Raw genomic sequence first — 14447 nt, forward strand, 5'->3', positions numbered from 1 at the left:
TCAGCGTCTTCCCAAAATGCCTGCGCAATCGGTACACATCAGCGCGTGCAATCTTGCCTGTCGCGACTCAGCAGTTTGGCTTCCAGGTGATCCAAATGCTGGGTCATCAGCTTCACCGCACTGCTCACGTCACGTCGTTCAATGGCATCGACAATCGCCACATGCTCCTGCCAGGCGCAGTAGGTGCAGGCTTGCGCTTCATACTGGGCAATGATCAACGAAGTCAGAGGCACCAGGCTGTTGAGGAACTGCGCCAACGGTGCGTTACCGGCCATGGCGGCCAGTTGCAGGTGGAACTCCCCTGACAAGCGAATCGCCGGTCCGCGCTGATCACGTTCGATGCACTCACGTTCGCGACCAATCAGCTCGCGCAATTGGCGTAGCTGGGTGGGGGTGGCCTGGGCGCAGGCCAGTTGCACCATGGTGATTTCGGTCATGCGCCGCGCTTCCAGGATCTGCCGTGTCTGCTGGTGATCGGGCGCAGCCACCTGGGCGCGCTGATTCGGGCGCAGGATGATCACTTGCTGGTGTGACAGCTTGGCCAGTACCCGGCGAATCACACTGCGGCTCACGCCAAAGGTCTCGCCCAGGCTCTCTTCGGTAAAGCGGCTGGCCGGCGCGATGCGCTGTTCGAGAATGGCGTCGAACAGGCGTGGGTAGATGTCATCCACCGAGGGCTTTTTGCCGGCTACCAGGCGCATGGCGGGCAGGGCGGTGGTGGCAGGTGCGCGTTGCAGGGCGTGTGCGGTCATGGCCGGTCTCCGAAAAATCAGCTGCCCAGATGGTCGTCCGGGATGTTCAGGCGAATGCCCATGCGCAGGCCTTCCTGGAGGATATGCCGGCGCATCTCGGCACTGGCCAGGGCGCTGTTCTTGTTGCGAATGGCGCGCACCACGGCCTCGTTTTCCTGCAGGCGCTCCGCCAGGTGCTCGGGGGAGTTGCGCAGCACCTGGGCGCTTTGCTTGAGCGCGTTGCTGGTCTGTTGCACCACGTTCTGGAAAATCGGGTTGGAGGTGAGGGCGAACAGTTCTTCGTGAAAGCCGATATAGGCGTTCATCCCTGCTTGTGCATCACCGGCATCGAGGGCTTCGCGCATGTCCATGAGGGTCAGGCGCAATTGGCCGACCTCCTTGCTGCTGATCGTCTGGGCGACCAGGCCGACGATGAAGGGTTCGAGGGTGTAGCGCAGTTGCAGGATGTCCTCCAGGCTGGCAGCGGCCACGGCGTCATGGGCTTGCGGTTCGCTGACATCGGTTTCCAGCACGACCACGCCTTTGCCGGGCATGGAGCGCACCAGGCCGAGGGTTTCCAGCACGATCACCGCTTCGCGCAGGCTCGGGCGGCTGATGCCCATCTGTTCGGCCAACTCACGTTGGCCGGGCAGCATTTCACCGCGCCGCCACTGTCCACGCGCCAGGGCGGCGCGGAGTTTTTCTACGACTGAATTGACGACGGTTGAGGTGCTGATCACGTCGTACACTCCTTTAAGTTGCCAATACAATAATTAAACTGGCGTTGAGCCAATGTGGGAGCTGGCTTGCCTGCGATGGCTGACTATCAGTTGATAGTTTTGTGGGCTGACCCACCGCTATCGCAGGCAAGCCAGCTCCCACATTTGAACCGTGTCGCTTGCTCAGAACTCCTGATGTGCCGGCAACACCGGTTTCTTCGCCTGGAACGCGTAGCCTTGCTGGCCATCGAGGACCTTGTTGGCACGCTGGATATCGATGTCTTTCTCCCAGCGCGCAATGGCGACGGTCGCCACGCAGTTGCCGATCAGGTTGGTCAGCGCGCGGCCGATGCCCATGAACCAATCCACCGCCAGCACCAGCACCAGGCCGACCACTGGAATCGCTGGAATCGCCGTGAGTGTCGCCGCCAGAATCACCAGTGCCGAACCCGGAATACCGTGGGCACCTTTGGAGGTGATCAGCGATACCAGCAGGATGGTCAGCAAGTCGGTCATCGACAGCGGAGTGCCGGTGGCGTTGGCGATGAACACGATGGCCAGGGTCAGGTAGATGGAGAAACCGTCGAGGTTGAACGAATACCCCGTTGGAATCACCAAGCCCACCGTGGAGCTGCCGATACCCAAGTGCTCGAGTTTACGCATGATCTGTGGCAGCACGGCGTCGGAGGAGGCGGTGCCCATCACGATCAGCAGTTCTTCGCGCAGGTATTTGAGCAGCGGCAGCATGCGCAGGCCCGACAGGCGCATGACCAGGCCGAGGATCAGCCCGACGAAGGCAAAGCACGTCAGGTAGAACAGGCCCACCAGGCTGCCCAGGTGCTGCAGGGAGTCCAGGCCGTACGTGCTGGTGGTGAAGGCGATCGCACCAAAGACACCGATGGGGGCCAGGCGCACGATCATGCCCATGATGCGGAAAATCACATGGCTCAGCTCGTTGATCAGCCGCGAGATACCCGACGCCGCTTCGCCCACCAGGTTCAGCGCGCTGCCGAACAGCACCGAGAACAGCAACACTTGCAACACGTTGTTGTCGGCGAAGGCACCGATCACCGAGTTGGGAATCAGGTCCATCAGGAACTGGCTGGTGCCGCGGATGTGCTGGCCCTTGTCGGCCAGTTCATTCAAGCCGGCAGACGACAACTGCTCCAAGTGGATATTGGCGCCGGTGCCGATACCGGTGCTGAAAGCCATGACCAGGCCGATCACCAAGGCGACGGTGGTCAGGACCTCAAAGTAGATCACCGACTTGAGGCCGATTCGCCCGACTTTCTTCAAGTCGCCGGCGCCGGAAATACCGCTGACCACCACGCAGAACACGATCAGGCCGATCAGCATTTTGATCAGCTTGATAAAGCCGTCACCCAGGGGTTTGAGTTGCGAGGAGAATTCGGGAAGGGCCAGGCCGCAGGCTATGCCGAGCATCAGGCCAATCACGACTTGCAGGAAAATCGAACGCGAGCACCATCTGAGCATGGGGAGGGATCTCTATTCGGTGCCCTGGTGGTTCCAGGGCTTAATTGTTGTGGTCATACCGGTAAGTCCAGTGCGGGGCCAGTCTACGCCCGGTATTTTTGAAACCACAAGCGATTATTTGACGGTTGGCAGGTCCCGGTCTGACCAGTGGGTCGGTAAGCGCGACGCTTGAGCGCTTGGCCGTGTGCAAATTTTTTCGCTTATCATCGCCCGCTCGGCCTATGAGGTGATGGATGGACACGCCAGGACTGATCACTGACGCCAACGGGCTGACCCACTGCGCCTGGCGCACCGCCGCGCCGGAGTACCCGCGTTACCACGACTGTGAGTGGGGCGTGCCGGTCGCGGATGATATCCAGCTGTACGAGAAGATCTGCCTGGAGGGTTTTCAGGCGGGCATGGCCTGGATCACCATTTTGCGCAAGCGCGAGCAGTTCCGGGCGGCGTTCGAAGGGTTTGATTTTCGCCGGGTGGCGCAGTACGGCGAAGCGGATATCGAGCGGCTGATGCAGAACCCGGGCATCGTGCGCAACCGGGCCAAGATCGTTTCCACCCTCAACAATGCGCGCCGGGCCTGTGAGCTGGTGGATGAGACCGGTTCGCTGGCGCGCTGGTTGTGGGCGTTCGAACCGGGTGAGGAAGAGCGTCCGGCACGGGTGGACCTGGCTTACTGGACGGGAAATCCCACATCGCCTGCCTCGGTGCGTTTGTCCAAAGCCTTGAAGAAACGCGGCTGGACGTTCGTGGGGCCGACCACGATGTATGCATTGATGCAGGCGATGGGGATGGTCAATGACCACCTTGAAGGGTGCGCCTGCCGCGAGCGGATCGAAAACCTGCGCCGCCAGTTCAAGCGACCCTGAGTCACTGACCTTACGCGGCTAGACCTGTAGGAGCCGGCTTGCCGGTGATCCAACACGCCCGCGAAGGCGGCCAGTCAGGCGACTGCAATCTAACTGTTACGCCGCGATCCAAATGTGGGAGCGGGCTTGCCCGCGAAGGCGGCCAGTCAGTCGACAGCAATCTAACTGTTACCAAATGTGGGAGCTGGCTTGCCTGCGAAGGCGGCCTGACAGCCGGCCTGAATGTTGGATCAGACCGGGTAAATATCCGTTATTCAGGTAACGGCTGCTAGGGGTTCCGCTCTTACAGCGGGTCACTTTTGGCAAACGCCCCAAAAGTAACCAAAAGGTCTTCGCCCCAACACTCGGCACCTCGCCCAGGCTCGGTGTGCCCGTAATCCGACAGTGATTTGGGGGGCCGCCGCCACGCGCCCTCCATGGCGCGGGACGGCTAAACCGGCATCCCTGCCGGTTTACCCCCCAAATCAATGTCGAATTCCGGCCAGCGTGTTTGATGGGGCGCCTGAGATCAAAAGCAAGATCAAGAGCGGCTCGCTTCGCAGGGTGGATACGCAGTTCTGGAGCGGGCTTGCCCGCGATTGGCGGTTTTTCAACCAGTGAAAGGGTCGAATGTTACTCCCCTATCGCCGGCAAGCTTGCGCCTACAGGGGGGTCATTGTTTTGGCAGGGGCGTGAGTACTTCCGCCTTGTCATCCAGCACCATCACGACCAACAACTTGGCCGGTTTGGTCTGGCTGGCATTACTCGATTCAAAGTGCCGCGAACCCGCGGGTTCGTAGAACGATTCGCCCACCTTGTAGGTTTTCGCTTTCTCGTCATTCACCCGCGAGGTGATCGCACCTTCCAGTACATAGGCCACGGCGGTGCCGGTGTGGCTGTGGGGCACGGTGGCCTGGCCAGGGGCGTAGTCAACGGTGAGCATGATGGTTTTCTTGCCGGGTACATTGGCCAATGCGTGCTCTTGGAGCACCTTGATGGACTCCTGGTTGTAAACCGGTTCGTGGGCGAAGGCACTGAGCGAGGCGAGCATCAGCGAGGCAGCGAGCAGTCGTTTCATGACGAAGTTTCCGAGTAGTTCGAGACCTCTTCACCCTACGCCGCCATGCCTGGGTGACCAATGACCAATCCTGGCGAAGACCAGGAGACCAATGCCTCAGTGGTCGAAATCCAGGCGGCGCGCCAGGTGCTCGCTGGTCAGTTCGATAAACCCTTGCAGGGCCGGTAACTGGAAGTGTGCGACGAGTTGTTCGGCACAGCGCCAATGGCCGCTGACGGTCCATAGGTCGGGGTCCAGCGGGTCGCGCTGCACGGCGTAATCCAGGCAACCGGGCGCGCAGCGCACGGCTTCGGCTATCTGCTGCAGGCGCTCGCCCAGTTCCCTTGAGCGCCCGGCCGCCGCGCGGACATGGACAGTGTTGTAGGCACAGGCTGGCATGGCGATGGTCTCCGAGGTCGGGTGTCAGTGCACAGGCTAGAGCCTCGTGGCGACAGGACCAATGACCAATCCGGTGGAAAATCCCCTAGCCAATCTGCTGGAGGATATCGCGGACCTTGTCCAGCGCCGGGTCGATGTCGAGGGTCTCGATGGCCCCGAAGCCGATGATCAGGCCCTGGCGTACTGGCGCATCGTGGAAGAACACATCCAGGGGGTACAAGCCCACTTCGACCCGACGCGCCAACTCCATCAGCAGCGGGATGTTCACGGGCACTTTGCACAGCGCGGCCATGTGGAACCCGGCGACGGTAGGCACCGCTTCGAACCACGGCGCCAAATCCCCCGCCAGGCGCTGCAGGATGCGTTCCCGGCGTCCGGCGTACACCGTGTGGCAGCGACGGATATGCTTGAGCAAGTAGCCTTCGCTGATGAATTTGGCCAGGGCCCATTGCGGCAGCGTCGAGCTGTGCTGGTCGGTGAGTTGCTTGGCCTTGAGCACCGCGCCGTAGATCGCCGGCGGCAGCACTGCGTAGCCCAGGCGTAATTCGGGCAGCAGGGTTTTCGAAAAGGTCCCGACGTAGGCCACCACGCCGCGGGTGTCCATGCTCTGCAGCGAGTCGGTAGGCCGGCCCTCGTAGCGGAATTCGCTGTCGTAGTCGTCCTCGATGATGATCGCGCCCAGCGCGAACGCCCGTGCCAGCAAGGCTTCGCGGCGCGGTACGCTCATGGGCATGCCGAGGGGGAACTGGTGGGAGGGCGTCACGTAGATCAGCCGTGTGCCGTCTGGAATCTGATCGACCCGGATACCCTCTGTATCCACCGGCACGCTCGCCACGCTGGCGCCCATCGCCATGAACATCTGGCGCGCGGGGCTGTAGCCGGGGTCTTCCATGGCGACGATGCTGCCCGGTTCCAGTACCACGCGGGCAATCAGGTCCAGCGCCTGTTGCGCGCCGTTGGTGACCACGATGTCGCTGTCGCGGCAGTTGACGCCCCGTGAGAACGCGATATGCCCGGCGATTGCGCTGCGCAGAGCCGGCAAGCCTTCAGGCTGGCTGTAGAAACCACTGTTCTGGGCAATGCGTCGCAGCGCATCTTGGGTGCAGCGTCGCCATTCATCCTGGGGGAACTGATTGCGGCTGGTGGCACCGCCAATAAATTCATAGCGCAGCGTGCTGTCACGGGTGGGGTGGCGCATGGGCGATGGCAGCGATTGCCACTTCGCCAGGTTGGCGGCGCAGGCCAGGTCGGTCGCGGTTTGCACACGTTCGGACTGCGGTGCGCGGGCGTTGACGAACGTGCCGCGGCCGGTCTTGCCGATCAGCAAGCCTTCGTAAGTCAGGGTGGCGTAGGTGTCCGACACGGTCTTGCGCGACACGCCCAACTGTTCGGCGAGCAGGCGACTGGGCGGCAATTGCGCACCGGCGGCCAGGCGCCCGGAACCAATGGCCTCGCGCAACTGTTGGTAGAGCTGTTCGGCCAGATCCTTGCGGCCATTGATCACCACGTGCAGTTCCATGTCTTATCCCGGAGCATTCAATCTGCGCCAAGATTACGCGCGTGCGTGACAGGCTCAAAATGGTCTCTGCATAAACCGGCCGATTGGCTATAGAGCTGATGCCTTGCGCACTCTAGGCTGGACTGTCATTGCATTCGCCGCCAGAGAAACGTCCCATGGAACCTCGCCTGGATTACTACACCGCCTCGCCGCAAGCGCTCAAGGGCATGCTGATGCTGGAAGCGACCACCTTTGGCTTGTCCATCGAAAAACCTTTGCTGGAGCTGATAAAGATCCGCGTTTCGCAGCTCAATCACTGTGGTTTCTGCACAGACATGCACTCGATGGCGGCACGTCAGCACGGCGAAACCGAGCGACGTCTGTTCGCCTTGTGCGTGTGGCGTGATTCGCCGTTCTTCACGGCGCGGGAAAAGGCCGCATTGGCCTGGAGCGAGTCGGTGGCGACGCTGCCGAGCTCGACGGTATCCGATGAGCTGTTTGCAGCCGTGCGGGTGGAGTTCAGTGAGCAGGAACTGGTAGACCTGACCATGGCGGTGTCCAGCATCAGTGGCTGGAACCGCCTGGCGGTGAGCTTTCGGCAACAGCCGCCGAATGTTTGTGCACCTTAGAAGCGAGGGGTCAGGACAAGAAGCCGCCGTCCACATTCAGCGACACGCCGGTGGTGTAGCTGGAGGCGTCACTGGCGAGGAACAGTACCGCGCCGGCCATCTCGCTCGGGTCGGCCACGCGCTTGAGCGGGATCTGTGCCAGGGCCATTTTCAGGATCGCATCGTTCTTCACCAGCGCCGAGGCGAACTTGGTGTCGGTCAGGCCGGGTAGCAGGGCGTTGCAACGAATACCGAACGCCGCGCATTCCTTGGCGAATACCTTGGTCATGTTGATCACGGCGGCCTTGGTCACCGAGTAGATGCCCTGGAACACGCCTGGGGAGATCCCGTTGATCGACGCGACGTTGATGATGCTGCCGCCGCCGTTTTCGCGCATCAGCTTGCCGGCTTCCACGGACATGAAGAAATAACCACGGATGTTCACGTCGACGGTTTTCTGGAACGCACCCAGGTCGGTGTCCAGCACGTTGCAGAATTGCGGGTTGGTCGCGGCGTTGTTGACCAGGATATCCAGGCGTCCGAACTGCTCGCGGATACCGGCGAATACCTGGGTGATCTGCTCCATCTCGCCGATATGGCAGGCCACCGCCGTGGCCTTGCCACCGTCAGCGATGATCGCGTCGGCGACATGCTGGCAGCCTTCCAGCTTGCGGCTGGACACGATGACGTGGGCGCCTTGCTGGGCCAGCAACTTGGCAATGGCCTCGCCGATACCACGGCTGGCACCGGAGACAAAAGCAATCTTGCCGTCGAGGTCGAACAGGTTGGTCTTGGACATAGCGGTTCCTTGTTGTAGGCGATCAGAGCGCGGATTTGCTGATGACGTTCAGGCTCATCTGCTCCAGCAGCGTGTTCATCTGAATGAACTGCGCAAAGCGTTTGTCCTGGGTCTGGCCATGGAAGAAGCGGTAGTAGATCTGCTGCACGATGCCGGCCAGGCGGAACAGGCCGTAGGTGTAGTAGAAGTCGAAATTGTCGATCTGGATGCCGGAGCGTTCGGCGTAATAGTCGACAAACTCACGGCGCGTGAGCATGCCGGGCGCATTGCTCGGCTGGCGGCGCATCAGTTGCACCGGCGCCGGGTCCGCCGCTTCGATCCAGTAGGCCAGGGTGTTGCCCAGGTCCATCAGCGGGTCGCCAAGGGTGGTGAGTTCCCAGTCCAGTACGCCAATGATCTGCATCGGGTTGTGCGGATCGAGGATCACATTGTCGAAGCGGTAGTCGTTGTGCACGATGCTTGAGGTCGGGTGGTCGGCGGGCATTTTCTCGTTGAGCCAGGCGCGCACGGCGTCCCAGCGTGGCGCGTCAGGGGTCAGGGCTTTTTCGTAGCGGTCGCTCCAGCCACGGATCTGGCGTTGCACATAGCCTTCGGGCTTGCCCAGGTCGGCCAGGCCGCAGGCGCTGTAGTCCACCTGGTGCAGCTCGACGAATTTATCGATGAAGCTTTTGCACAGCGCCTCGGTCTTGGCGGCGTCCAGGCCCAGCTCGGCCGGCAGGTCCGAGCGCAGGATGATGCCGTTGACGCGCTCCATCACATAGAACTCGGCACCGATCACCGACTCATCGGTGCAATGCACGTACGCCTTGGGGCAATACGGGAAGCCGTCCTTGAGCTGGTTCAGAATGCGGTATTCACGGCCCATGTCATGGGCGGACTTGGCCTTGTGGCCAAAGGGCGGGCGACGCAGCACGAATTCCTGGCCCGGGTATTCCAGCAGGTAGGTCAGGTTGGACGCGCCACCGGGAAACTGGCTGATCGTGGGCGTGCCGCTCAGGCCCGGAATATGAGCCTTGAGGTAGGGATCGATCAGGCTGGCATCAAGTTCTTCACCTGGGCGAATCTGGGTCGATTGGTCGTTCAGCGCCATGCTTATCCCTTCTGCTTATTCTAGAGGCCTTGGACTATTTCCTAATCTAATGCGCGCAACCGCCCAGCGACAAGGTCGGGGCGGCTTAATAGGTTAGCGTGTTGGATGATGATCAGCGTGCCTGATCGGTCATTTATCGGGCGGGGGCAGGGCGACCGGCGTGAGTACCGGGCGGCCGGCGAAGTATTCCACCAGGTTGTCGGCCACGCGCTGCACCGTGTCGTGGGCCGCTTCCGGCGACAGGCCGGCTACGTGGGAGGTCAGCACGGTGTTGCTGAGCTTCTTGAGCGCATCGGGCACCTTGGGTTCGTCGTCGAACACGTCCAGCGCCGCGCCACCGATGCGGCGTTGCTCGAGGGCGGCCACGAGGTCGGCCGTGACCACTACGCTGCCACGGCCGATGTTGACCAGGTAGCCATTGGGACCCAGGGCATCCAGGGCGTGGCGATCGATCAGGTGGCGGGTGCTGGCGCCGCCGGGTGTGGCCAGGATCAGGAAGTCCGAGGTGCGCGCCAGTTCCACCGCCGTTGCGCAGTAGGTGTAGTCCACATCATCGCGTGGCTGGCGGTTGTGGTAACTCACCTCCATGCCGAAGCCCAGGGCCGCACGCTTGGCAATCTCCAGGCCCACGGCGCCCAGCCCGAGGATGCCCAGTTGCTTGCCGCCCAGCGAGGGGCGCATCACCTTGGGCCATTCGCTGCGGCGCACGGCGGCGTCAGTCTGCGGGATGCCGCGCACCAGTGCCAGCAGCAACGCCATGGCGTGATCGGCCACCGACGGGGCGTTCACCCCCGCGCCGTTGGTGACCACGATCCTGCGATTGCTCGCGGCCTGCAGGTCTACGTGCTCGTAGCCGGCACCAATGACACAGATGATTTCCAGCAGGGGCAGGGCGGCGATTTCCTCGGCGTACAGGCCCAGCGGGCCGCGGGTCAGCACGGCCTTGATCTGGCTGCCGTGGGCCTTGATCGCTTCGGCGCGTTCGGTGGGGGTCGGCGCCAGGATCACATGAAAGTCATTGCTCTCGATGATGGGCAAGTATTCGTTGATGGTTTCAACCAGGACCAGGACAGTGGCGGTCATCGGAAGGCTCTTCCTGAAGGGTTTGAGGGAAGGAGTATGCAGTATTTGGGTTGTCAGAAGCTGATCTCGACCGCACTTGCACGCGTCACAAACGCTCCGGCCAAGGTCGCGTTGTGATGCTCGATAATCGCCTCGGCCTTCAGTGCCGGCGTGTCCATGCAGGTATGGCCGTCTTCCGGCAACACCACCGAGAACCCAAGCTCCACCGCCACCCGGCAAGTGGTGTCGACGCAGAACTGGGTTTTCATGCCAACGACTACCAACTCCTGCACCTGCGCCGCTCTCAACTGCTGTTCCAGGTCCGTGCCCAGGAAGCAACTGGGACGGGTCTTGTTGAACAGGCGGTCACGGGATTCGTCCACGTCCAATTCATGCCATAGCTGCCAGGACGGGCTACCCGCTTCAATCGGCGAACCCGCCGGGCCAGTGTGGCGGGCCACGAAGATCGGGGCGCCTGCATCATGTGCACGCCGAACCAGTTGGTTGATGGTGGCCAGTACAGATTCACGCTCGAAGGGCTTTTGCGGGCCATCGTACAGGCCGGCTTGCATATCGATGATCAGCAGGGCGTCAGCCATGGTGTTACTCCTTGTGATTGCCAGATGGCGGCGCAATAAAAAGGCCCCGTCCATTGCTGGCGGGGCCTCGGGTTGAATCTGTGATGTGTCTAGCTCAGGCACCCACAGCCACCGCGCGACCCGCCGGAAGCGGTCGTGGTGGTGGTACGGGTGAGGGCGAGCTGGATGAGGTTCATGGCCCGATCATGCTGGGACGGGTGAAGGGCTGTCAACGGGCAGCAAGGCATTTCGTGCAGCAACCAGGAATTCATCCGACAGCTTGTTGCCGCGTGTCGCACGTGCAAGGGTCACTGCACCGACCATCATCGCGTAGTGGGCCAGCATGGCCTGGCGGTCCTTGTCCTCCAGTTGCGCAAAGACCTCCAGCGATTGCTCCACGCCCTCAATAAAGGTGTGCTGCAAGGCCGTGTCGGCGGGTTCGTGGCACATATCCGGGGCAAATGCCGAGACCGGACAGCCATCGCCGGGGTTGTCGCGATGAGAGGCGGCCAAGTAAGGGCCCAGCACTGCCTGGCGGGCGGCCTGCTGATCTTCGCTGCGATCGATTTTGGCCTGCCAGCCCAGGTTCGCGACCGCGAACGCCTGTTGGCAGGCTTCGGTGGCCAGGGCTTCCTTGGAAGCAAAGTGCCCGTAGAACCCACCGTGGGTCAGGCCTGCGGCGGCCATGACATCCGCCAAGCTGATGCCGTGCAGCCCGCGTTCACGAAACAGGTGCGTGGCGGCCTCGACGATGATTTCGCGGTTGAGTTCGGCTTGTTTGCGGGAAACGCGAGGCATGGCGGGGTTCTCTGGATAAACGACGGACGCAGCCTGAAAACTACAGTAACAGGCGGGATTCTAAAATAGATTAGTGCGGGAATGTATATCCGGTATTGCGCCGAGAGCCCCGAAAACCGCCGTTTACAGCTGAGCCTGTGCATCTGCACCGCAGCACCGTTCCTCAGCTAAGTCTTTGCTTATTCAGAAGAATCCCGGACAATCCGGCCCCTTCTATGGTCGGGGCGCTGCCTGTCAGGTTTTTCTGACTCGTCCCGGCCTTGTAAATGCGGAGATCCGACCGGATGAATGATCAGGCCAATAGCGTCGACGAACGCTATGCAACGACACCTGCAACCCTCACGAGCTGGAGCCGCCAGGACACCACCTGGATGCTTGGCCTGTTCGGCACCGCCATCGGCGCCGGCACGCTGTTCTTGCCGATCAACGCGGGCCTGGGAGGCTTCTGGCCACTGGTGATCCTTGCGCTGCTGGCGTTCCCGATGACCTTCTTCGCCCACCGTGGCCTGACCCGTTTCGTCCTGTCTGGCCGTGAAGGTTCCGACATCACCGACGTGGTGGAAGAACACTTCGGCATCACAGCCGGTGCGCTGATCACCTTGCTGTACTTCTTCGCCATCTTCCCGATCCTGCTGATTTACAGCGTGGCGTTGACCAATACGGTCGGCAGCTTCATGGAGCACCAGCTGCACATCATGCCGCCGCCACGGGCAATCCTGTCGTTCGTGCTGATCCTCGGCCTGCTGGCCGTAGTGCGTTGCGGTGAGCAAGTGATCGTCAAGGCCATGAGCCTGATGGTGTATCCGTTTATCGTCGCCTTGCTGTTCCTGGCGGTGTACCTGATTCCGCACTGGAACGGCGGCATTCTCAGCACAGCCAGCGTAGTCCCGGCACCGTCCGCACTGCTCAACACGCTGTGGCTGGCGATTCCGGTGATGGTGTTCTCGTTCAACCATTCGCCGATCATCTCGGCCTTTGCGGTTGATCAGAAGCGCCAGTACGGCGTCCACGCCGATGAGCGCAGTTCGCAGATCCTGTCCCGTGCCCACCTGCTGATGGTGGCGATGGTGCTGTTCTTCGTGTTCAGCTGCGTGCTGACCCTGTCGCCGGCACAGTTGGCTGAAGCGAAGGCGCAAAACCTGTCGATCCTGTCGTACCTGGCTAACCACTTCAACAACCCGACCATCGAGTTCGCGGCCCCCTTGATTGCGTTCGTGGCGATCGCCAAGTCGTTCCTGGGTCACTACATCGGTGCCAGCGAAGGCCTCAAGGGCCTGGTGCTGAAGACGGGTCGTCGTCCGGGCGCGAAGAGCCTGGACCGCATGACTGCCGCCTTCATGCTGATCGTGTGCTGGATCGTTGCCACGCTGAACCCGAGCATCCTCGGCATGATCGAGACCCTGGGCGGGCCTATCATTGCGTCGATCCTGTTCCTGATGCCGATGTACGCGATCCGCAAGGTGCCGGCCATGGCCAAGTACCGCGGGCAGGCGTCCAATGTGTTTGTCACGGCGGTGGGGTTGGTGGCGATTACGGCGTTGGTGTATTCGTTTGTTGCTTGAGGGCTGATGTGGGTTGTCTGAATGCAAGGGCCCTATGATTGGTTGAGAGATCCATCATCTCCCTGCTTTTCTGTGGGAGCTGGCTTGCCTGCGATGCGGGCACCTCGGTATATCAGGCACACCCGGTTGATGCTTTCGCAGGCAAGCCAGCTCCCCACATTTGACCGAGATCGATAGTAAGAAAGCGGTCGGTTCTTAGGTCGCTGTGCTTGGCTTAGAGATCAGTCAGCTACCTGCTTTTCTGTGGGAGCTGGCTTGCCGGCGATGCGGGCACCCCGGTGCATCAGGCACACCGGGTTGATGCTTTTGCAGGCAAGCCAGCTCCCACATTTGACCGAGATCGATAGTAAGAAAATGGTCGACTCTTAGGTCGCCGTGCTTGGCTGAGAGGTCAGTCAGCTACCTGCTTTTCTGTGGGAGCTGGCTTGCCTGCGATGCGGGCACCCCGGTGCATCAGGCACACCGGGTTGATGCTTTCGCAGGCAAGCCAGCTCCCACATTTGACCGAGATCGATAGTAAGAAAATGGTCGACTCTTAGGTCGCCGTGCATGGCTGAGAGGTCAATCACCTACCTGCTTTTTTGTGGGAGCTGGCTTGCCTGCGATGCGGGCACCTCGGTATATCAAGCACACCCGGTTGATGCTTTCGCAGGCAAGTCAGTGCCTACACGTACCCGCTCTTGATCCAACCACTCAGGCCGGCTGTCAGGCCGCCGTGCTGTAGATCTTGATCTTGATCTGAGGCGCCCCGTTAAACACGCTGGCCGGAATTCGGCATGGATTTGGGGGGTAAACCGGCAGGGATACCGGTTTAGCCGCCCCGCGCCATGGATGGCGCGTGGTGGCGGCGCCCCAAATCCATGTCGGATTACGGGCACACCGAGCCTAGGCGAGGTGCCGAGTGTTGGGGCAAGAGCGTTTTGCTTACTTTTGCGCTGTTCAAAAGTGAGCCGCTGTAAGAGCGGAACCCATAGCAGCCATTACCTAAATAACGGATATATACCCGGTCTGATCCAGCCTCCAAGTCGCCTGTCAGGCCGCCTTCGCGGGCAAGCCCGCTCCCACAGTTGGATCGCGGGGGTACTCACCCTATTCAGTGATTGAACTCCTGCATTTGTTTTCGGGGCTGCTAGCACATCGCAGGCATAAAAAAGCGCCGCGTACCTTGCGATACGCGGCGCTTATTTACGAGCTACAACTACATCAACAC

Annotated in this window: 14 protein-coding genes; 3 read left to right on the forward strand and 11 right to left on the reverse strand. The window is 61.3% G+C overall.

All coding sequences use genetic code 11. The features are described 5' to 3' along the window. Window positions 1–38 precede the first annotated feature (38 nt). The 3 genes from CQ002_RS18600 to CQ002_RS18610 form a co-directional block, all read right to left on the reverse strand. A complete protein-coding gene (locus tag CQ002_RS18600; protein WP_105162387.1) occupies window positions 39–752 on the reverse strand; it encodes a GntR family transcriptional regulator in 714 nt (237 codons plus the stop codon). A 17-nt stretch (window positions 753–769) separates the two neighbouring features. Further along, window positions 770–1471, reverse strand: coding sequence for a FadR/GntR family transcriptional regulator (locus tag CQ002_RS18605; RefSeq protein WP_034106107.1), 702 nt, complete (start codon window positions 1469–1471; stop codon window positions 770–772). Window positions 1472–1633: 162 nt separating this feature from the next. Continuing rightward, entirely contained in the window at window positions 1634–2944 is a 1311-nt protein-coding gene (locus CQ002_RS18610) for a C4-dicarboxylate transporter DctA (protein WP_034106105.1), read from the reverse strand. A gap of 233 nt (window positions 2945–3177) precedes the next feature. On the opposite strand from CQ002_RS18610, the gene CQ002_RS18615 reads away from it, so the two are divergent. Further along, window positions 3178–3807, forward strand: coding sequence for a DNA-3-methyladenine glycosylase I (locus CQ002_RS18615; protein WP_034106103.1), 630 nt, complete (start codon window positions 3178–3180; stop codon window positions 3805–3807). A gap of 652 nt (window positions 3808–4459) precedes the next feature. Here the strand turns inward: CQ002_RS18615 and CQ002_RS18620 are convergent. The 3 genes from CQ002_RS18620 to CQ002_RS18630 form a co-directional block, all read right to left on the reverse strand. Next, on the reverse strand, window positions 4460–4864 hold the full coding sequence (locus CQ002_RS18620) for a cupin domain-containing protein (protein ID WP_069077521.1): 405 nt from the start codon (window positions 4862–4864) through the stop codon (window positions 4460–4462). Between the two features lie 96 nt (window positions 4865–4960). Further along, on the reverse strand, window positions 4961–5242 hold the full coding sequence (locus CQ002_RS18625) for a putative quinol monooxygenase (protein WP_069077522.1): 282 nt from the start codon (window positions 5240–5242) through the stop codon (window positions 4961–4963). Between the two features lie 85 nt (window positions 5243–5327). Continuing rightward, window positions 5328–6761 (reverse strand): PLP-dependent aminotransferase family protein, encoded by a 1434-nt coding sequence (locus tag CQ002_RS18630; protein WP_105162386.1) that lies wholly within the window; start codon window positions 6759–6761, stop codon window positions 5328–5330. A gap of 155 nt (window positions 6762–6916) precedes the next feature. Between CQ002_RS18630 and CQ002_RS18635 the strand changes: the two genes are divergently transcribed. Then, window positions 6917–7369 carry a carboxymuconolactone decarboxylase family protein gene (locus CQ002_RS18635; protein ID WP_034106096.1) on the forward strand — a complete coding sequence of 151 codons (453 nt, stop codon included), beginning with the start codon at window positions 6917–6919 and terminating at the stop codon, window positions 7367–7369. 10 nt (window positions 7370–7379) lie between these two features. On the opposite strand, the gene CQ002_RS18640 is transcribed toward CQ002_RS18635, so the two are convergent. The 5 genes from CQ002_RS18640 to CQ002_RS18660 all read right to left on the reverse strand — a co-directional run bounded on the left by CQ002_RS18640 (window position 7380) and on the right by CQ002_RS18660 (window position 11675). Next, a complete protein-coding gene (locus tag CQ002_RS18640) occupies window positions 7380–8147 on the reverse strand; it encodes an SDR family oxidoreductase (protein WP_034106094.1) in 768 nt (255 codons plus the stop codon). A gap of 22 nt (window positions 8148–8169) precedes the next feature. Then, window positions 8170–9237 (reverse strand): phosphotransferase family protein, encoded by a 1068-nt coding sequence (locus CQ002_RS18645; RefSeq protein WP_034106092.1) that lies wholly within the window; start codon window positions 9235–9237, stop codon window positions 8170–8172. Window positions 9238–9366: 129 nt separating this feature from the next. Beyond that, window positions 9367–10320, reverse strand: coding sequence for a 2-hydroxyacid dehydrogenase (locus CQ002_RS18650; protein ID WP_105162385.1), 954 nt, complete (start codon window positions 10318–10320; stop codon window positions 9367–9369). A 53-nt stretch (window positions 10321–10373) separates the two neighbouring features. Next, window positions 10374–10898, reverse strand: coding sequence for a cysteine hydrolase family protein (locus CQ002_RS18655; RefSeq protein ID WP_105162384.1), 525 nt, complete (start codon window positions 10896–10898; stop codon window positions 10374–10376). 183 nt (window positions 10899–11081) lie between these two features. Further along, entirely contained in the window at window positions 11082–11675 is a 594-nt protein-coding gene (locus CQ002_RS18660; RefSeq protein ID WP_105162383.1) for a TetR/AcrR family transcriptional regulator, read from the reverse strand. Between the two features lie 284 nt (window positions 11676–11959). On the opposite strand from CQ002_RS18660, the gene CQ002_RS18665 reads away from it, so the two are divergent. Beyond that, a complete protein-coding gene (locus tag CQ002_RS18665; protein ID WP_069077524.1) occupies window positions 11960–13237 on the forward strand; it encodes a serine/threonine transporter in 1278 nt (425 codons plus the stop codon). Window positions 13238–14447 lie beyond the last annotated feature (1210 nt).

This window comes from Pseudomonas sp. MYb13 (assembly GCF_002980075.1).
In the GTDB taxonomy this organism is placed as follows: Bacteria; Pseudomonadota; Gammaproteobacteria; order Pseudomonadales; family Pseudomonadaceae; genus Aquipseudomonas; species Aquipseudomonas lurida.